This window comes from Serratia marcescens (assembly GCF_029846115.1).
Taxonomy (GTDB): domain Bacteria; phylum Pseudomonadota; class Gammaproteobacteria; order Enterobacterales; family Enterobacteriaceae; genus Serratia; species Serratia marcescens_L.
Genome location: NZ_JARVZZ010000001.1, coordinates 3,398,096 through 3,416,827 on the forward strand (window position 1 = coordinate 3,398,096; position 18,732 = coordinate 3,416,827).

General features: G+C 60.1%; 18 protein-coding genes and 1 riboswitch. Of the genes, 8 read left to right on the plus strand and 10 right to left on the minus strand.

Going from position 1 to position 18,732, the window contains the following annotated elements:
• Positions 1-45 precede the first annotated feature (45 nt).
• Together pqqA and QDT79_RS16105 are read right to left on the minus strand one after the other, a co-directional pair.
• Positions 46-123, minus strand: coding sequence for a pyrroloquinoline quinone precursor peptide PqqA (pqqA, locus tag QDT79_RS16100; protein ID WP_004937827.1), 78 nt, complete (start codon positions 121-123; stop codon positions 46-48).
• A 117-nt stretch (positions 124-240) separates the two neighbouring features.
• Positions 241-1,290 (minus strand): dipeptidase, encoded by a 1,050-nt coding sequence (locus QDT79_RS16105; RefSeq protein ID WP_308316740.1) that lies wholly within the window; start codon positions 1,288-1,290, stop codon positions 241-243.
• Between the two features lie 414 nt (positions 1,291-1,704).
• On the opposite strand from QDT79_RS16105, the gene QDT79_RS16110 reads away from it, so the two are divergent.
• Positions 1,705-2,175, plus strand: a complete 471-nt coding sequence (locus QDT79_RS16110) for a DUF2846 domain-containing protein (RefSeq protein ID WP_033653174.1) — start codon at positions 1,705-1,707, stop codon at positions 2,173-2,175.
• Between the two features lie 116 nt (positions 2,176-2,291).
• On the opposite strand, the gene QDT79_RS16115 is transcribed toward QDT79_RS16110, so the two are convergent.
• The 4 genes from QDT79_RS16115 to QDT79_RS16130 all read right to left on the minus strand — a co-directional run bounded on the left by QDT79_RS16115 (position 2,292) and on the right by QDT79_RS16130 (position 7,926).
• A complete protein-coding gene (locus QDT79_RS16115) occupies positions 2,292-3,188 on the minus strand; it encodes a LysR family transcriptional regulator (RefSeq protein WP_308316741.1) in 897 nt (298 codons plus the stop codon).
• A gap of 141 nt (positions 3,189-3,329) precedes the next feature.
• Entirely contained in the window at positions 3,330-4,799 is a 1,470-nt protein-coding gene (locus QDT79_RS16120; RefSeq protein ID WP_063990346.1) for a pyridoxal phosphate-dependent decarboxylase family protein, read from the minus strand.
• 18 nt (positions 4,800-4,817) lie between these two features.
• Positions 4,818-6,200, minus strand: coding sequence for a diaminobutyrate--2-oxoglutarate transaminase (locus QDT79_RS16125; protein WP_071845411.1), 1,383 nt, complete (start codon positions 6,198-6,200; stop codon positions 4,818-4,820).
• A gap of 505 nt (positions 6,201-6,705) precedes the next feature.
• Positions 6,706-7,926 (minus strand): NADH:flavin oxidoreductase/NADH oxidase family protein, encoded by a 1,221-nt coding sequence (locus tag QDT79_RS16130; RefSeq protein WP_308316742.1) that lies wholly within the window; start codon positions 7,924-7,926, stop codon positions 6,706-6,708.
• Positions 7,927-7,998: 72 nt separating this feature from the next.
• On the opposite strand from QDT79_RS16130, the gene QDT79_RS16135 reads away from it, so the two are divergent.
• Positions 7,999-8,421, plus strand: a complete 423-nt coding sequence (locus tag QDT79_RS16135; RefSeq protein ID WP_063989861.1) for a MerR family transcriptional regulator — start codon at positions 7,999-8,001, stop codon at positions 8,419-8,421.
• Here the strand turns inward: QDT79_RS16135 and eno are convergent.
• The 3 genes from eno to QDT79_RS16150 are packed head-to-tail and all read right to left on the minus strand — an operon-like array spanning position 8,408 to position 11,105.
• The gene (gene eno / locus QDT79_RS16140; protein ID WP_063989862.1) at positions 8,408-9,691 is read right to left on the minus strand and encodes a phosphopyruvate hydratase; all 1,284 of its coding nucleotides are present in this window, start codon (positions 9,689-9,691) and stop codon (positions 8,408-8,410) included. The two genes, QDT79_RS16135 and eno, sit on opposite strands and share 14 nt — an antisense overlap.
• 16 nt (positions 9,692-9,707) lie before the next feature.
• Positions 9,708-10,136: an adenine nucleotide alpha hydrolase family protein gene (locus QDT79_RS16145; protein WP_063989863.1), complete on the minus strand. Its 429-nt coding sequence runs from the start codon at positions 10,134-10,136 to the stop codon at positions 9,708-9,710.
• Positions 10,137-10,139: 3 nt separating this feature from the next.
• On the minus strand, positions 10,140-11,105 hold the full coding sequence (locus tag QDT79_RS16150) for a DHHA2 domain-containing protein (RefSeq protein ID WP_080473393.1): 966 nt from the start codon (positions 11,103-11,105) through the stop codon (positions 10,140-10,142).
• Positions 11,106-11,145: 40 nt separating this feature from the next.
• Positions 11,146-11,221, minus strand: a riboswitch (Fluoride riboswitch).
• Positions 11,222-11,389: 168 nt separating this feature from the next.
• On the opposite strand from QDT79_RS16150, the gene QDT79_RS16155 reads away from it, so the two are divergent.
• The 3 genes from QDT79_RS16155 to QDT79_RS16165 all read left to right on the plus strand — a co-directional run bounded on the left by QDT79_RS16155 (position 11,390) and on the right by QDT79_RS16165 (position 14,649).
• Positions 11,390-13,270: a diguanylate cyclase domain-containing protein gene (locus tag QDT79_RS16155; protein ID WP_308316743.1), complete on the plus strand. Its 1,881-nt coding sequence runs from the start codon at positions 11,390-11,392 to the stop codon at positions 13,268-13,270.
• 70 nt (positions 13,271-13,340) lie between these two features.
• Entirely contained in the window at positions 13,341-14,189 is an 849-nt protein-coding gene (locus QDT79_RS16160; RefSeq protein ID WP_063989865.1) for an AraC family transcriptional regulator, read from the plus strand.
• Positions 14,190-14,241: 52 nt separating this feature from the next.
• Entirely contained in the window at positions 14,242-14,649 is a 408-nt protein-coding gene (locus QDT79_RS16165; RefSeq protein ID WP_063989866.1) for a DUF2000 domain-containing protein, read from the plus strand.
• Positions 14,650-14,661: 12 nt separating this feature from the next.
• Here the strand turns inward: QDT79_RS16165 and QDT79_RS16170 are convergent, their stop codons facing one another.
• The gene (locus QDT79_RS16170; RefSeq protein ID WP_308316744.1) at positions 14,662-15,531 is read right to left on the minus strand and encodes a LysR substrate-binding domain-containing protein; all 870 of its coding nucleotides are present in this window, start codon (positions 15,529-15,531) and stop codon (positions 14,662-14,664) included.
• A gap of 181 nt (positions 15,532-15,712) precedes the next feature.
• Here QDT79_RS16170 and QDT79_RS16175 point away from each other — a divergent pair, with 181 nt between their 5' ends.
• From QDT79_RS16175 to QDT79_RS16185, 3 genes are all read left to right on the plus strand, one after another.
• On the plus strand, positions 15,713-16,885 hold the full coding sequence (locus QDT79_RS16175; protein ID WP_308316745.1) for an MFS transporter: 1,173 nt from the start codon (positions 15,713-15,715) through the stop codon (positions 16,883-16,885).
• A 17-nt stretch (positions 16,886-16,902) separates the two neighbouring features.
• Positions 16,903-17,946, plus strand: coding sequence for an NAD(P)/FAD-dependent oxidoreductase (locus QDT79_RS16180; protein ID WP_308316746.1), 1,044 nt, complete (start codon positions 16,903-16,905; stop codon positions 17,944-17,946).
• Between the two features lie 235 nt (positions 17,947-18,181).
• Positions 18,182-18,499, plus strand: coding sequence for a cupin domain-containing protein (locus QDT79_RS16185; protein ID WP_038871643.1), 318 nt, complete (start codon positions 18,182-18,184; stop codon positions 18,497-18,499).
• Positions 18,500-18,732 lie beyond the last annotated feature (233 nt).

Below are 18,732 nucleotides of genomic sequence, written 5' to 3' on the forward strand. Positions count from 1 at the left end.
AGAGAGGGAAAGAAATGCCCGCGCGAAAGGCGGGCAGACGGGCGATTAACGGTTGGAAATGTACAGCGTCACTTCCAGCCCCAGACGCAGGTCAACAAACTCAGGTTTAGTCCAGGTAGTCATAGCGGTGCTCCTTAGCATGCATCGTAATATGTCGAGCCTAATGAGAAACGTTCGCATTAGGCTGGCCCAATGTTGACGAAATGTGACGGAGATCGCAACCTTTAAAGCGTAACCGGGTTATTCACCCCAGGTGGCGGCGAGCACGTTCAGCCAGTTGCGCCAGGTCAGCTTCTCCAGCAGCCGGTTATCGAACCCGGCCTGTGCCAGCGCTTGCGTCAGCAGCGGCAGGCCACCGACATCCGCCAACGGTTGCGGTACGTTGACCCCGTCAAAATCAGAGCCAAATCCCACGCGATCTTCACCAAGTTTAGCGATCAAATACTCAACGTGTTTAACAATTTCTGTTAAGCCGGTTGTTGCACTGTCACGTTTGCCGTCCGCACGCAGGAAGGCGGTGCCGAAATTGACGCCGACCATCCCGCCGCTCTGGGCGATGGCGTCCAGCTGTGCGTCGGTCAGGTTGCGCGGCTGCGCGCAGAGGACGTGGGCGTTGGAGTGTGTAGCGACCAGCGGCGCGCGGCTCAACGCGGCGGTTTGCCAGAAGGTTTTTTCGTTCATGTGCGAGACGTCGATCATGATGCGGCGGCGGTTGCAGGCGCGGATCAGCGCCTCGCCGGCCGGCGTCAGGCCAGGGCCGGTATCGGGTGAGCCGGGGAACGACCCGCTAACGCCGGTGCCGAAGGCGTTCGGCAGATTCCAGAATGGCCCGATGCTGCGCACGCCAAGCCGGTAGAAGGCCTCCAGCTGCGTCAACTCCGCATCGATCATGCCGGCGCCTTCAATATGCAGCACCGCGGCGATTTGTCGGTTGAGGCGGCACTGCTCTATCTCGCTGGCGGTGCGACAGATGCGCAGCTGCCCCTGAGAAGCCTGCTCCAACTGTTGCAGGATGGCGATTTGCCGTTCGGCGATCGCCAGCGGATCGAAGGTGGCCTGCGCCTCGTCCTGCGTTTGGTTGCGCATCTGGGCGATGTAGCTGACCGGGGGAATAAATACCGCGAACAGTCCGCCGAAAAATCCGCCGCGCCGCATGCGGGAAAAATCGAGGTGGCCCGGCGTGACGCGGGAATAGAAGGCGGCGGCCGGATCGTCGTCGTGCTGCAGCCACAGATTGAGCAGCAGGTCGTTATGGCCGTCGAACACCGGCCAGAGGGGGGGAAGCGTCATGGGCATTTCACTGAGTCAGGCATCGTGAACGCTATGTTCTCCCATCGAGCGAGGGGGAACAACCCCCGCGCAGCGGGGAGATTCTGAATGCAGTGGACATACGGAGATTAACCTGAACGAAATTATTTTCGGCCAGTGGCCAAGGAAGTTTAAACGTGCGAATCAGCGCTGATTAGGCCAATTAAGTTGATGATTCTGTAATATTTTAGACATTGATTCTTGAATCAAATTTTATTTGTGGCAATATCGTCATCGCGTGTCTGTTGGGCACGATTTATCCCCTAACTCACTGTTTGAAAATGAATTTATCCACCATCAATATAATAACTGTTAGTTATGTTTAATGTGATAATTAAATGTTCACAGTGTATTAAGCGTTGTTCCTTGCTTCATTTTTATACCGAAGGATTTTTCATGACCAAAAGACTACTCCTCTGCGCCTCACTGGCGAGCGCATTATTGTTAAGCGGGTGTGCAAGCATCCCCCTCGCAACAGATCAAGAATCAGCGCACGCCAAAAGCTTCCCGGCGCTGGATGAAAACAAAGCGGGCCTCTATATTTATCGTGACAGTTTTGTCGGCAAGGCGCTGAAGAAAGATGTTTATCTTGACGGCAAATGCGTGGGTGAGACCGCGGATAAAACGTTTTTCTATACCCAGGTTGACGGCGGACAACAGCATAAAATCTCTACCGAATCTGAATTTTCTCCTAACGATCTTTCCATCTATACCGAAGCGGGGAAAAATTACTTCGTAAGACAATACATTAAGATGGGGGTATTCGTCGGTGGTGCCGGTCTGAGTCAATCGACAGAGGACGAAGGCAAACGTGTTATCTCTAAAGCTGCGGTAAAACTTGCCAAGGGCGGCCATTGCGATAACTAATGCGCAGTGACCGTGGAGTTTCAGGGATATTCCTCCTGAAATTCCCATTATCTGTTTAAACCTTCGCTATTTACTTTACGATTATCAACGGAGTGACGATGTCACTCCGTTTTTCTTTAACGACAAACGCCCAACACCAGCTGCCGCAGCCAGCGGTGATCCGCCTCGGCATCCAGGCGCGGGTGCCACATTTGCGAGACGGTAATGGGCGGCGTTTTCACCGGCAGCTCGAAGACGCGCAGCGGGCCGCCCGCCGATTGAGTATGCAGGAAGGAGGCGGGCAGCAGCGCCAGCAGGTTCGAGGCCTGCGCCACCGCCAGCGCGGCCGGAAAGCTCGGCACCACGGCGGCAATCTGGCGCGTCAGCCCCAGCTCCGCCAGCGCGGCGTCAACCGGCCCGAGGATGCGCCCGCTGCGCGAGGCCACCACGTGGCCGCAGGCGGCGTAGTCGGCGGCGCCGATCTCCGGCTGCTGCGCCAGCGGGTGCGCGGTTCTCATCACGCCGACGAAGCGATCGCGGAACAGCGCCTGCAGGCGGATTTCCGGGCCCATGTCACCCAGCACGCCAATCTCCAGGTCGACCAGCCCTTCACGCAGGGGGCGGTTGCTTTTCTCCGGCTTGGGCGCAAAGCGCAGTCGCACACGCGGCGCCTGTTCGGCAGCAGCGGCGATCAGCGCTGGGCCGAAGGCTTCGACGAAGCCGTCATTAGCGCGCAGCGTAAAGGTCCGATCCAGCACGGCGGGATCCAATGCCCCCTGCACCGGGCGCAGCACCGCGCGCGCTTCGAACGCTGCGTGCCGCGCCCGCTCGCGCAGCGTTTCGGCATAGGGCGTCAGCACCATATGGCGGCCGGCGCGCACCAGCAGAGGATCGCCGGTGGCCGCGCGCAGCCGGCTGAGGGTGCGGCTCATCGCCGAAGCGCTTAAACCGAGACGCCGTGCGGCGCCGGCAACGCTGCCCGCCGTCAGCAGCGCGTCGAGTGCGATCAACAGGTTGAAATCCGGATCGGTCATGCGTGGGTGTCCTGTTGTGCTGGAAATGGGGGAAGGCGTTTGCTGCAGTATATCAGCGTAAACGCTGCGTCTCCTGCGATGGAGGATCAATAAAAAAGCCGATAACGGAGGTTATCGGCTTGAGTGGCAGGCTGGACGACGTTACGCCGGCAGCTGCTGTGCGGTTTTCTCGACCAGCGCCAGCAACAGCTTGATGTCTTCCAGCGTCACGATCGGGTTCAGCAGCGTCATCTTCAGGCAGGTCACGCCATCGAACTCGGTCACGCCGACGTTGGCGCGGCCCGATTCCAGCAGGGCGTCGCCGATGCGCTGGTTGAACAGCGCGACGGCCGCGTCGCCGTTCGCCGCCAGCGGCGCCGGACGGTAGCGGAACAGCACGCTGGCCAGCTGCGGCTGCATCACCAGTTCCAGCGATTCCTGATCGGCGATGTAACGCGCCACCTGCTGCGCCAGCGTCACGCCATGATCGATGATCTCGGCGTACTGCTTCTGCCCCAGCGCTTCCAGCCCCATCCACAGCTTCAACGCATCGAAGCGGCGGGTGGTCTGCAGCGACTTGGACACCAGGTTCGGCACGCCTTGCGCTTCGTCGAACTCGGAGTTCAGGTAGGCCGCCTGATAACGCATCAGCTCATAGTGACGCTCGTCTTTCAGCAAGAAGGCGCCGCAGCTGATGGTCTGGAAGAACTGTTTGTGGAAGTCCAGGGTAATGGAGTCCACCAGTTCCAGGCCGTCCAGGTAGTCGCGGTACTGCTCGGAAAGCAGCAGCGCGCCGCCCCAGGCCGCATCCACGTGCACCCAAATCTGCTGCTCCGCCGCCAGTCGCGCGATGTCGCGCAGCGGGTCAATGGCACCGGCGTCGGTGGTGCCGGCGGTGGCGACAATCGCCATCACCTGCTCGCCGTTGGCCTTGGCCTGCGCCAGTTTTTCCGCCAGATCGTTCACGTCCATGCGGGCGAAGCGATCGGTTTTCACCAGGGTGACGGACTGATAGCCGAGGCCCATCAGCGCCATGTTCTTCTGCACCGAGAAGTGGGCGTTTTCAGAACAGAACACCTTCAGCTTGCGCAGATCGCCTACCAGGCCGTCCTGCTGCACGGAGTGGCCCTGACGCGCGAAGAACGCATCGCGCGCCAGCATCAGCCCCATCAGGTTGCTCTGGGTGCCGCCGCTGGTGAACACCCCGGCGTCGCCGGGCTGGTAACCGACCTGGGCGCGCAGCCACTCGATCAGCTTCATTTCGATCAGCGTGGCCGACGGGCTTTGATCCCAGGAGTCCATGCTCTGGTTGGTGGCGTTGATCAGCACTTCGGCGGCCTGGCTAATCACCAGGCTCGGGCAGTGCAGGTGCGCCACGCACTGCGGGTGGTGTACCGACAGGCTGTCTTTCAAAAAGTACTCGATGGCGCGCTCGATCGCGGCCTGGTTGCCCAGGCCTTGCGGGGTGAAGTCGAGCGTGATGCGCTCGCGCAGTTCGGCCACGCTTTTGCCCTGATACATTTCAGGCTGTTGCAGCCACTGCACGACGGCTTCACTGCTCTGCGCGATCGCCTGGCGGTAAGCCTCGGCGCTGTGCGCCGAGGAAGCCAGAATCGGGTTTAACTTGGACATCGCGGTCATTCGCTCCAATCAGACTGGCTTGACGCCGGCGGCCAACAGCGCCTGCTCAAATTTATCCAGGAAAATACCCAGCTCATCATTGGTGATCAACAGGGAAGGTAGCAGACGCAGCACACAGCCATTGCGCCCGCCGCGCTCCAGGATCAAACCGGATTCGAAGCATTTTTTCTGCAGCAGCGCAGACAGTTCGCCATCGGCCGGGTAGCAGCCCATGTGATCCTGCGCTTCGTTCGGCTTGACGATCTCGATGCCGATCATCAGGCCCAGGCCGCGGACGTGACCGATCACCGGATAACGTTTCTGCAGCTCGGCCAGTTTGCCTTTCAGCCATTCGCCCTGCGCGGCTACTTTGTCGGCGACCTTGTGTTCTTTCAGGTATTGCAGGGTGGTCAGGCCGGTGGCCATCGCCAGCTGGTTGCCACGGAAGGTGCCGGTGTGGTGACCCGGCTCCCAGGCGTCGAACTCTTTCTTGATGCCCAGTACCGCGAGCGGCAAGCCGCCGCCGACCGCTTTCGACATCACGATGATGTCCGGCTCGATGCCTGCGTGTTCGAAGGCGAACAGTTTGCCCGTACGGGCGAAACCGGCCTGAACTTCGTCGATGATCAGCAGAATGCCGTGTTCCTGCGTCACTTTACGGATGCGCTGCAGCCACTCGGCCGGTGCCGGGTTAACGCCGCCTTCGCCCTGAACGGCTTCCAGGATCACCGCCGCCGGTTTACGCACGCCGCTTTCCACGTCGTTGATCAGGTTGTCGAAGTAGTAGGTCAGCGCTTTGACGCCGGCTTCACCGCCGATGCCCAGCGGGCAGCGGTATTCATGCGGATAAGGCATGAACTGCACTTCCGGCATCATGCCGTTGATCGCCGCCTTCGGCGACAGGTTGCCGGTGACCGACAGCGCGCCGTGGGTCATGCCGTGATAACCGCCGGAGAAGCTGATCACGCCGGAACGGCCGGTGTGCTTTTTCGCCAGCTTCAGCGCGGCTTCCACCGCATCGGCGCCGGACGGGCCGCAGAACTGCAGGCAATACGCTTTGCCTTCGCCCGGCAACAGAGAGAGCAGGTAATCGGAGAAACGATCTTTTAACGGGGTCGTGAGATCGAGGGTATGTAACGGCAAGCCGCTGGTAATGACATTTTGGATGCTTTGCAGGACGTCGGGGTGATTATGTCCAAGAGCCAACGTTCCCGCCCCGGCCAGGCAATCAAGATATTGATTATTCTCAACATCAGTGATCCAAACGCCCTGGGCTTTCGCAATTGCCAACGGCAATTTGCGCGGATAACTCCTAACATTCGACTCAAATTCGGCTTGGCGCGCCAAATAGGTTTCATTGTTTCCGTTTAATGAGTTTGCAACTAAAGTATCAATACGGACTTTATCCGTCATCATATCTCTCCTACAACCGAAGGTCTCAACACGCTCCGATTGAATTAATGAATTAGAAAAGTAACTGCCTTGTGAAAAGCGCGACCAATATATGGCTTTTTCGCCCGGGACTCAATAGCCGATTTTGTTTTGAATTGTTTGCTTTTTTCTTAGGCTCATCAATATGTTGTTGATTTGTTGACCGTTGGTTTTGCCGGCAAAAAACAACATATCGTTAACATGGCACAAAAATCCGTTCCGTCGCCAACCAGCAGGCGGCTTTAATACGCTTATTAATAAGGTGAATTTCCGATTAATAACATAAATAGGAAATAGCGGCTTATTTTTATCTATTCACCACCTTAAGTCCTATAGCGTTTATATACACAAAATTTGTGATGAATATAAATGGCCAACCGTTAAAAGCGCAGCATCCAGATCGGTGATTTCTTTCAGATTTCACGTAGCGCGATCAAAAAAGCGCGATTTTTACGCAGCGCCGGCCGGTTCGCCGGCGCCGTTGTCGTTAACGTTGCCGTAACCAGGCGTGGTAGCGCTGCAGGATGCGGCGGGTACGCCACTGATCGACGATCAGCGTGAACAGCGGGGAGTAGCGCACGCTGCGCGGCCGATTGTCACTCAGCGCGCGCATTCGGCGTTTGACCAACGCCATGCGGGCGAGGGACGCCATCGCTTTGCTGCGCCAGGTAACCGGGGCAGGCAGCGCATGGGGGGCCGCACCGGTTTGCCAGCGCCGCGGCAGATCGGGCACTTCCGCCATGGCGGTGGCGATGCCGGCGACCGCGACGCCGCTGTCCAGCACCCGCTGCGCCACCGAAGGACGGGCGATACCGCCGGTGGTCATCACCGGCATGCGGGCCACTGCGGCAAGATCGCGGGCGAAGGACAAAAAATAGGCTTCCCGCGCCAGGGTGCGGCCGTCCGCCGTTTCACCTTGCATCGCCGGGCTTTCGTAGCTGCCGCCGGACAGTTCGATCAGATCGACCGGCAGGTCGTTCAGCATCAGCACCACCTGGCGGGCATCGTCCGATGAAAAACCGCCGCGCTGAAAATCGGCGGAGTTCAGTTTGACCGCCACGCAAAAGCCTGGCGAGACGCGCTCACGCACCGCACGCACCACCTCCAGCAGCAGGCGGGCGCGGTTCGCCAACTCGCCGCCCCAACGATCGTTGCGTTGGTTGGTCAGCGGCGAGAGAAACTGGGAAATCAGGTAGCCGTGCGCCGCGTGGATCTCCACGCCGGTAAAACCGGCCTGTTCGGCGGCGTGCGCGCTGGCGGCGAAGCGCGCGATAACCTCGGCGATCTGCGTTTTATCCATCGCCTGCGGCTGGGCGAACAGCTTGCTGTGCTTGCCCATCGCCAGCGGGATGGCGGAGGGCGCCCATGCGTTGCCGCCCATGTTCGCCATCACCTGCCGGCCCGGGTGGTTAAGCTGCATCCACACCTGCGCGCCGCCCTGGCGTGCGGCCTTGGCCCAGGTTTCGAACGGGGCGAGCGGCGTGTCTTGTTCCAGCACCACGCCGCCGGGGCCGGTCATGGCGCGGCCGTCGATCATCACGTTGCCGGTGATGATCAAGCCGGCGCCGCCTTCGGCCCAATGGCGGTATAAGCGCCACAGCGCCGGGCCGGGCGGTTGGCCCGGCCCGGCCAGATTTTCTTCCATCGCCGCCTTGGCCAGACGGTTGGTCAGGCGGCTGCCGTTGGGCAGTGTCAGTGGGGTAAACATCGGTTTTGCGCTCCTGTCGTAAGGGGAATGGCGCTATACTAGGTTTAAAGTTAACTTTAAGGTCAATAGGGCATGAAGATCGGAGAATTGGCGCAGCGCGCCGGCGTGGCTGCCTCAGCGATACGCTACTACGAGCAGCTGGGGTTGCTGCCGAAACCGGTGCGCGGCGTCAACGGCTATCGGGTCTACGGCGATAGCGCGCTGGAGCGATTGCATCTGATCCAAATCGGCCAAAATCTGGGGTTTTCGCTGCAGGCGATCCAACGCGTGCTGGCGCTGCAGGGCAGCGCTTATCAGGATGGGTTGATACGTGGCGTCGATGAACGGCTGGCGGAGATCGAGCTGATGATGGCCACGCTGGATGAACAACGAGAAACCTTGTTGACGACCCGGCTGACCTTATTGGAGTCCGGTGTCGCCGGGCTGTGCCAAGCCAAGGGCGAAAAACAGGCCGACGCATCGCCGGCCCGGCCGGCAAAGCTTAGCGGCGTTTAAAGGCGGAACGCCCGGCATACACCGCCGCGGCGCCCAATTGGTCTTCGATGCGCATCAGCTGATTGTATTTTTCGATGCGCTCGCCGCGGCTTGGCGCGCCGGTTTTCAGATGGCCGGCTCGCATCGCGACCGTCATGTCGGCGATAAAGCTGTCGACGGTTTCGCCGCTGCGGTGTGAGATAAAGGTGCCCCAGCCGTTCGCCTGGCAGAGCTGTACGGCGGCGAAGGTTTCGCTCAGCGTGCCGATCTGGTTCAGCTTGATCAGCGCCGCATTGGCCAACCGTTCATCAATCCCGCGCTGGATGTATTTCACGTTGGTGACGAACAGATCGTCGCCGACCAGCTCCACCTGATCGCCCAGGGCGTCGCTCAGAATACGCCAGCCGGCCCAATCGTCCTCGGCCAAGCCGTCTTCAATCAGCACGATGGGGAAGTCCTGCACCAGCCGCTGGTAATAGGCCGTCATCTGGGCTGCGTCCAACTCGAGGTTCTCGCTGCGCAGGCGGTACTGGCCGTCGGCGTAGAATTCGCTCGAGGCCGGATCCATGCAGATCGCGATATCATCTCCCGGCCGGTAGCCGGCTTTCTCTATCGCCTGCACGATCAGCTCCAGCGGCTGGCGGTTTGAGGCGACCGCCGGCGCGAAACCGCCTTCGTCGCCGACGCCGACCGACAGGCCTTGCGCCAACAGGATTTGGCGCAGCGTCTGATAGACTTCACTGCCCCAGCGCACGGCCTCGCGCAGCGACGGCGCGCCCAGAGGGGCTATCATAAACTCCTGAAAGTCTGCCCCTTGCCAGCGGGCGTGCACGCCGCCGTTGATGATATTCATGCAAGGCACCGGCAACAGGTTGGCGCCGATGCCGCCCAGATAACGATACAGCGGCAGCTGCGACAATTGCGCCGCGAGGCGGGCGGCGGCCAGAGAAACGCCGAGCAGGGCGTTGGCCCCCAATCGGCTCTTGTTCTCGCTGCCGTCCAGCGCGATCAGCCGGCGGTCAATCTCCGCTTGTTGGCGCACATCCACCCCGCGCAGCGCCTCATTGATCGCCGTTTTGACGCTGTGCACCGCCTCCAGCACGCCTTTGCCGCCGAAACGGTGCGGATCGCCGTCGCGGTGCTCCACCGCCTCTCGCGACCCGGTGCTGGCTCCCGAAGGCACCGAAGCCCGGGCCACGACGCCCCCCGCGCTCATGTCGACTTCGACGGTTGGGTTGCCGCGCGAATCCAGGATCTCTCTGGCGGTTACGTTTTCAATCTCATAGCTCATGGATGATCACCTCATTCTAGGGAGTAGGCACGTGCTTTATCAGCACGTCGATCGACAAATGGTTGATGAATTCGAAGCCGAAGGAGGCAAAGACGCCAAACGGTCGGTTCTGATGGCCGAGTAGCACCAGATCGATGCCTTCGCGGGCAATCAGGGCTTCAACGTCTTTGAAGCGATGGATGCTGACGATTGCGCGCACCTCCAAGGGGATTGAGCAGTCTTCCACCAGGCGGCTGAGCATGGCTTTGGCGGCGATCACCTCGCTGGACTGGCGATCTTTGGTCAGCGAATCGCTGAGGTAGTCCAGCTCGGCATAGTCGGCGCTGATGTGCGCCACGGTAATGCGCGTATTCATCTGCTGATTGAGGTGTTCGGCATGGCGCAACAGCAGCCGGCCGTCGCGTTCATCCTGCACCAGCAGTAAAGCATGTTGATAGAGCGACATGACTTATCTCCCTGCGTTAGCGATCTGGAGGGTTAACCACGGTAAAACCTCTTTTTTCCGGCTCGTCATATCGGGCAGCGATACCTGACGAATGCCGAGCACCCGGTTTGACGAGAAATACAGAGTGGAGCGGCGGCGGGTGATATCGGTGACCAGCAGCGCGGTCATCTCCAGCCCGGCTTCCTGCTTCGCTTGTTCAAGCGCCTGTTGCAGGGCGGGCAACAGCGGATCGATGTCGCGCATGGCCCGCACTTCTATCTGCGACAGCAGCAGCGAGACGCTATGGATGCGGTAATTCTTGGCGTCACGGTGCAGCAACTGCGCGGCGGATTGCCCCGAGAGATCGGTTTTAGCGGCCAGCAGCCCGGCGGTGAAGGCGTCATAGTCGACGTGAGAGATTGCGCGTAACCGGGTGACCGCCAGACGATCCTGTTCCGTGGTGGTCGGCGCGCTGAGCGCGACGGTATCGCTCAGGATGGCGCCCAGCAGCAGCGTGGCCTGCGCGGCGTTAAGTGGCATCGGCTTTTCTGCCGTCAGGATCTGCAGGATCACGGTGGCGCAACAGCCGACGGCGCGCACCCAGACATCGGGCGGGTTGCGGGTGACTAACGTGCCCAGCCGATGATGGTCGATAACGCCGACCACGTCGCTGTCGGGCAATGAGGCCGGCCCTTGTTCGACGTCGGTAAAATCGACCAGCCAGACTTTACGGTCACGAAGATCGCCTTTCAGCAGCGCAGGCGCTTGCACGCCGGCGGCGGCCAGTATGTAGCGGGTTTCCGGCGTCAGGTCGCCAAGGCGGAAAGCCACGGCCGGTTTGCCGAGGTGATTGAGCCAGTCCGCGACCACCAGTGCGCTGCAGATACTGTCGCTGTCGGGATTTTTATGGCCGAAAACGTACAGGGGCATTTCCCGCACGGCGAGATCGGGCTGGGTCGGAAAAGGGGTAAGACGTGAGATTTCATTCATAGCGACTCCTGACATACCTGCCTAAAAAATAAAGCGAAGTTGTATATCAGGCGTCATCATCCGGTTCGAGTGAACGCGGCGGTTGGGAAAGGTGGAACACCATCACCTTGTGAACGACTGTAGCGCAGCGCGGTGGCAAACGCAACGTCCGGCAAAGCTGGCGAGAATACACAATCGGATTGATACTGAGTGAGTCTATGATGGACAAGGATATTTGCCGCTAACCGACGGAAACGCTGAACGGACTTACTGCCGGATCCGTGGGTGCCACAATGGGAGACAACATGCTCGAACCCTGCTTCCCCGAAAACGAAGCCGAACGCCTGTCGGTATTGAATTCGCTGAACGTGCTGGATTCGAACTCGGTGGAAAAACTGGATCGCATCACGCGGTTGGCGGCGAAATACTTCGGCGTGACCATTGCGCTGGTGTCGCTGATCGACCGGGATCGCCAATGGTTTTTGTCGCGCTACGGTCTGGATGCCCGGGAAACGCCGCGCAATATCTCGTTTTGCGGCCATGCCATCTTGCAACGCGAAGCGTTGGTGGTACCCGATACCGCCGAAGACCCGCGCTTTTTCGATAATCCGTTGGTGATCGGCGGGCCACGGATCGGCTTTTACGTCGGGCAGCCGCTGCTATCGCTCGACGGGTTGCCGCTCGGCACGCTGTGCATTATCGATAGCCAGCCGCAGCCGTTTTCCCCGGAACAACTGGCCGATCTGCATGATTTCGCCGCCGTGGTGGAGGAGTACCTGCAAAGCATTGAACGCCACGTCTATACCGAAAACCTGAAGTCCGACCTGCAGCGCACGGAGGCCCTGTTCGAACAGACCTTCGCCCAGGCGGCGGTAGGGATGGCGCTGGTTTCGCTGCAGGGGTATTGGCTGCGGGTAAATCCGCGCATTTGCGAAATGCTGCATTATTCCGAACGTGAGCTGATGGATCGCACCTTCCAGGACATTACCTATCCGCTCGATCTCAACACCGACCTGGAAAAGCTGCAGCAGCTGCTGAAAAATGAAATCAGCACCTATTCGATGGAAAAACGCTATTTCCGCGCCGACGGCTCGATCGTTTGGGTGCAGTTGACGGTGGCGCTCAATCGCTTGCCTAACGGCAAACCGGACCATTTCATCTCGGTTATCGTCGATATCAGCGAGCGCAAGGCGGCCGAGGCCGATCTGTTCGCGTTGCAGCATGAACTGGAGGAACGCGTCGAAATTCGCACGCGGGAGCTGAACGTGGTGGTGAAAAAGCTCAACGAAGAGATTGAAACCCGGGTGCTCGCCGAATATCAGCTCAGTGCGGAGAAGGAGCGTTTGCGCGCCATTACCGACAACATGCCGGCCTTAATCAGCCAGATCGACGGCAATGAACGCTACCTGTTTGCCAACAGCGCCTACAAAACCTGGTTTGGTCTGGAGGAGTCCAGCCTCAGGGGAATGACGGTGCGCGATTTCATGGGAGAAAGCGTTTATCGGATAGCAAAACCGATGATCGAACGGGCCCTCGCCGGCGAAATGGTGAGTTTTGAGAATGAGCTGCAGACCCGGCAGGGGCTGCTGATGATCCACACCACGCTGGTGCCGTGCGAAGCTCAGGGCTTTTACATTCTCGCCATGGACATCACCGAGCTTAAGCGGCTGCAGCAGCGGTTGGAATATGACGCAACCCACGACATGCTGACCGGATTGACCAATCGCCGTGCGTTTCTACGCCGGTTGTCGGGCACGCTGCAGGCCTGTTGCCATCAGCGGCAGATGGCGCTGTTGTTTATCGATCTCGACGGTTTCAAGGCTCTTAACGACAGCTATGGCCATGAGTTCGGCGATCTGATCCTGAAGACGTTCGCCACATTGCTCAGCGCCTGCGCCGGCGAGCGCCACAGCGTCTCGCGCTTGGCCGGTGACGAGTTCACGGTGATCCTGTGGCCGTTGACGGATCCGCGGCGCGAAGTCATCGAGTTTTGCGAAAACGTGTTGGCGCATCTGGCCAAAATTACGCAGATCGGGCCGCAGAAGGTGCGGCTTTCCGCCAGCATCGGCGCGGCCATTTCCCCACGCGGCGATGTGACGGAGGAGATGCTGTTGACCCGCGCCGACGGCGCGATGTATCAGGCGAAATCGGCCGGAAAGGGCACTTTCGCCATCTGCGAGTTGTGAGCGTGCAGCGGTGACCGTCTCCGGGTAAGCTGTTTTTCTTTTCCTGTGAGCAGAACTCCGGACTTATTGTATGGCGTCTAATCATCAACACAAAGACTGGCTCGAACTGCGACGCGATGACGAAACCGGCATCGAGAGCGTCAATGCCCACTTTCAGGGGCATGCCTACGATCCTCACGATCATGACGAAATGCTGGTGGGCGTCACGCAGCAGGGTTTGCAGCGTTTCAATTGCCACCGCTCATTGCATACCAGCCGGCCGGGGCGCGCCATGCTGATCGAGCCGGGCGCGGTGCACGATGGCCATGCGCCGCAGGCCGAAGGGTTTACCTATGCCATGCTTTATCTGCCCCAGCATTGGGTATCCGCCGCTATGCACCGCCGTGGAATGGGAGACGCCTCCGTGCTGGAAGGCGCCTTCCACAGCACGTTGACCGACGATCCGATGCTGGCGGCTGCGATACAACAGGCCTTTTTCTCGTTGCACCATAGAGAGGGGCGACTGGCGCGCGATCAAAGCCTGGACCATCTGCTGACGCTATTGTCACGGCATGTCCGAGTCAGGCCGGCTTCCCAACACGATGACGCTTTGGTTGAGATGAACCGCTTACGGGACTATTTGCATGCACATATGGCGGATAATCCCAGTCTGGATGACCTGGCGCTTCAGTGTGGTCTGGACCGTTTCCGCCTGACTCGCCAGTTCACCCGGGCTTTCGGTCAGTCGCCGCATGCGTATTTGGTTCGGCTGAGGTTGCGCGCCGCACGCTTGTTGTTGGCGCAGGGGAAAGAACCGGCGCAGGTCGCCATGCAGGTGGGCTTTGCCGATCAGAGCCATTTGGGTCGCTGGTTCCAGCGCGCCTACCGTTTATCACCGGCGGCCTATCAACGCCAGTGCACAAACGTTCTATACCGCTGATTTGCCATTTCCGATGATGTGCTTTTAACAGCACAACGGAGTAGAGCGGAAGATGTTTGAGACTAAAATAGCGTTTATCGTGCGTGACGATCTGCAGGCCTGGCAGCGGCTGAACGTGGTGGCTTTTCTGGCGACGGGGATCGCCGCCGCGGCCCCGGAAATCATCGGCGAATGTTATGTGGATGCGCAGGGCAGACGCTACGGCGGCATTTCCGGGCAGCCGATGCTGATTTTCGCCGCGGATTTACCGAGCCTGCAAAATGTGCATCGTAAAGGGCTGGAGCGGGAATTGACGCTGATCCCCTATGTGCACGCCATGTTCGCGACCGGGCACGATGAAGCCAACCGGCAGGTTTTTCTCGCTGAAGATGCGGACAATCTGGATTTGGTCGGTCTGGCTCTACGCGGGCCGAAGAAAGCGGTGGATAAGGCGATAAAAGGCCTGGCGCTCCACGGCTAACCCTATCGGGACCTAAGCCTGGAACGCCTGCAGCCAGTCGGCGAATGTTCTCACGACCTCATCGTCCCGATCGCGCAACAGCAGGGAGTAAACGCCGGTTCGGATAGTCAACGCCGGGAAAGGCGACACCAGCCGGCCGGACGACAGATGTTTGGCGCAGAACAGGTAAGGCACGACGGCCAGCCCCAGGCCGTCCTCGGCCGCCTGAATGGCGGCAAAGGTATGGTCGAGCGTGAGCGGCGGCGGCGAGGCGTCCAGCGCCGTCGGGTAGGTGTTCAGCCAGCTGTGCCATAAATCCTCACGGGCGCGGATGCGGATGGCGGTATGCCCAGCCAGCGTGCCGGGCGCACTGACCGGCATGGCGCGCAAATAACTCTGGCTGCAGACCAACAGGCTCTCTTCCTGCAGAAAAGGGAGCGCTTTCAGCCCGGAGAAGTGCGCAGGATCGCGCCGAATCGCCAGATCAAACGGCGTATTGCGATCGACGGCCCCTGTGCTGGTGGTGATATCAATCGCGACCTCCGGATGAATCTCATTGAACGCCGCCAGCTTCGGCATCAGCCAGTGCATGGTGAACGTCGGCAGGCTGTGCACCACCAGCCGCTGCCGGCCCGCGCTCGCTTTCAGTGCACTTTCCGCGGCATACAGTTCGCTTATCACCCGGGACGCGGTGCGGGAAAAGTTCTCGCCGGCCTGCGTCAGCCGCACGGACTTGTGTCCGCGATAAAACAGTGTGATCCCCAGCTGTTCTTCCAGGCTGCGAATGTGGCGGCTGACCGCGCCGGTGGTGAGAAACAGCTCATCCGCAGCGGCACTGAAGCTGCCAAGGCGGGCGGCGGCTTCGAAAGCGGACAGGTGCGGCAGGGAGTGAATTTTTTTCATAGGTTGAGTCTAGCTCAACCAAATGAGCGAGGAAAGATCGTTTGTCAGCCGTTGATTTTTCTCACTATTATCACGCATCTTTCCCGGTTTGCCGAGTGTGTCATGCAGCGATTTTCCCCGTCTGTCGCCCGTGTTAGTCGAGTCATCCTCACCCCGCGATGGGCAGGGAGGCAGCGCTGAGATGCGTGCTTTCTTTCTGCTTTGCGTGAGCCGGGCCGGCCTCTGCCTGGGCACCATGATGTTTGCCGGTGCACTGCCGACCATCAGAAGCGAGTGGCAGCTCGACGCCGCCTCCGCCGGTACGGTGCAAACGGTGTTCAGCCTGACCAACGCCTTGGCGCTGCTGGTGGCCTCCTGGTGGTGTGATTCATTGGGCGCGCGCCGGGTTTATCTGCTGTTTTCCTGGCTGGGCGCCGCTGCGCTGATGCTGTTCGCCGTGTTTGCCCATTCTTATGTCGGCGCGCTGGTGTTGATGGCCTTCGTCGGCCTGACGCAGGGGGGCGCCTATACGCCGGCGCTGCTGTTGGCGATGGGGATGAACGGCCCGGCCCGGCGCGGTTACGCCATTGGCATGATGCTGGCGGCCAGTTCGTTGGGGTATTTTCTGTCGGTTTTCATCGCCGGGTGGAGCGCCATGCGCTGGGGCGCCGGCGTGGCGTTTTTCCTGTGTGCAGCTGGCGCGTTGCTGGGGGCGCTGGCGGGTTCGTTGGCCCTGATCGGTTATCAGGAACCGCAGCTGCGCACGCTGGGGAGGCAGACGAAACGTGAAAACCATGCTATCACCTATGCAACCTTGCTGTTGCTGATCGGGTATATCGCCCACAGCTGGGAGCTGCTCGGCAACTGGGCCTGGGCGCCCAGCCTGGTCAGCGAGGCATTGAGCGGTTTCTCTCTGGATCCGCTGAGCGCCGGATTGATCGTCGCGGCGGTGATCCACCTGGCCGGCATGGCTGCCACGCTGATTGTCGGCACCGTTTCCGACTATTTCAATCGCGCATCGGTGCTGATGTTTATGGGCGCCGCCGGCGCGCTGGGATCGCTGCTGATGGGGTGGTCGGCGAACTGGGGGCCGGGCTGGACGCTGCTGGCCGTCAGCATCGGCAGTTTCTTTATTCTCGGCGACTCCGGCGTGCTGTCGGCCGCGATGGCGGACAATGTGCCGCCGCAACAGCTCGGTAGCGTGATGGGCTGGCGATCGTTACTGGGGTTTGGCATTGGTTCGTTCGCTCCTTTATCCTTTGGCGTCGTGATGGACACCACCCAGAGCTGGGGGGCGTCTTATGCCGTGTTGGCCGGCGGCGGTGGGGTAGCCTGTCTGGCGGCAGGGCTGTTTTGGCGACAATACCTGAAATGAGGCACGGGCATCATTAAATGAATGGAACAACATCACGCATTGTTATCGTTGGCGCCGGGATTGTCGGGGCATCGATCGCCTATCATCTGGCGCGTCAGGGGCAGCACGTTATCGTCGTTGAGCAAGCGTATCCTGCGGCGGGGGCCACGGGCAGATCGTTCGGCTGGATCAGCGAAGGCGTGCCGGAGGGCGCTCCCGACGAATTTCTGCGGCGCGAGATCGTGGCCGACTGGAGGCGCCTCGCGCAGGAGATCCCAGCTCTTTGGGTGAATTGGTCCGGCGCGCTCAGCTATGGTCAGGCGCCGGCGACGCAAAACCCCGACAATCGGCTTTTGCCCTCCGCCGAGATGAACGCGCTGGAACCGGAGCTCAGGCAGCCCGATAGCCAAGCCTATTTTGCGGCGCGTGACGGCGCCGTCGATCCGCAAGAAGTGACACAGCGGTTGCTCGAGTGCGTGAGCGCGTGGGGAGGGGAGTTGCTCCTGGGGCGAATCGTCACCGGATTTTTGCGTGAAGAGGGGCAGATAACCGGCATCGTTACCGAGGAAGGCGCGATCGCCGCCGAACGGGTGGTGCTCGCCTGCGGCACGGGAATCTCCGCGCTGCTGGACGGCAGCGGATTCACGCTGCCGATCGAGGCGTCGCCGGCCATTTTGTTGCGCTATCACGCGGCAACGCAGGCGGTGAACACGCTGATCGCGGGCGATGACGTTGAAGTGCGCCATGCGCAAAACGGCGATCTGCTGGCGGCGGAGGATCACCCTGCACACGGCGATGTCAAACGGGTGGAAAGCGATGCGCAATCGGCGATTGAAGGGCGCCTGCCAGGCGCGGCGCCTTTGCAACTGCAGGCGTGTTCGGTGGGGATGCGCCCCCGGCCGCGCGACGGTTATCCCATCATCGGAGCGCTGGGCGCTACTCGGCTCTATGTGGCGGTGATGCATCCGGCGGTGATGTGTGCGCCGACGCTTGGCCGGCTGGTCAGCGACGAGCTGCTGTATGGCGCCAATCCCGCCATTCCACACGCTTATCGCCCCGCGCGATTTGACGACGGGAAGTGAATATACGCTCAACCTGGCAGCGGTTTTTTGCGCCGTCGGCGAGGCTCTTATATATTTAGTAGCATGCCTGAGGCAGGTTAGGCATGAAACGGCGGTCGGTCGGGCCGCTGCAAGTACGACAGTTAATCCGTTCGCCAAGAGGCTGCGAGCCTGTGCTTTCGGTAGGGACAGCCGCCAACCGTTTTACGGCGACCGAAGGCGGAGCAGCTACTCACAGGTCACGAGGACACTTACCATGCATAAGAGAACACTGGCGTCACTGCATTACGAAAACATGCCTTACGATGGGGTACGTTTTCACATTTTGAAACGGGAGACGCCTGGCCATACGGCGTTGCTGAAGTTGGATGCGGGCAGCCGCCAACCGGCGCGTTTTCATCCGGGGTGGGTGAAACTGATGGTGCTGAGCGGTGAACTGAAGGTTGACGATCAGACGTTGCAACCCCATGAGATGTTAATCATTCCTGCCAATACCGCCTATACGGTACAGGCCATTACTGAAGTGATTTGTCTGGCGATTTCCGAACTGGACGGCGCCGAGTTGGCCCGTTGAGGTGATAACACTAATGGATAGAGGAGAGCCTAGGTGCTCTCCCTATCCCTGCAACATTAAGCCGCCCCCAGGCTGAGCTACCTGCTGATTGATGCGTATACCTCCTGACTTATGCTACCACGCTTTCCCTTTCCATCACTTTCGGCCACGCCGCCCCCGCAACGAGCCGCCATCGCGCAGCGCATGCGCAATGTCATCGCCTTTGTTTTACGCAGAACGATGAAATTTTGGTG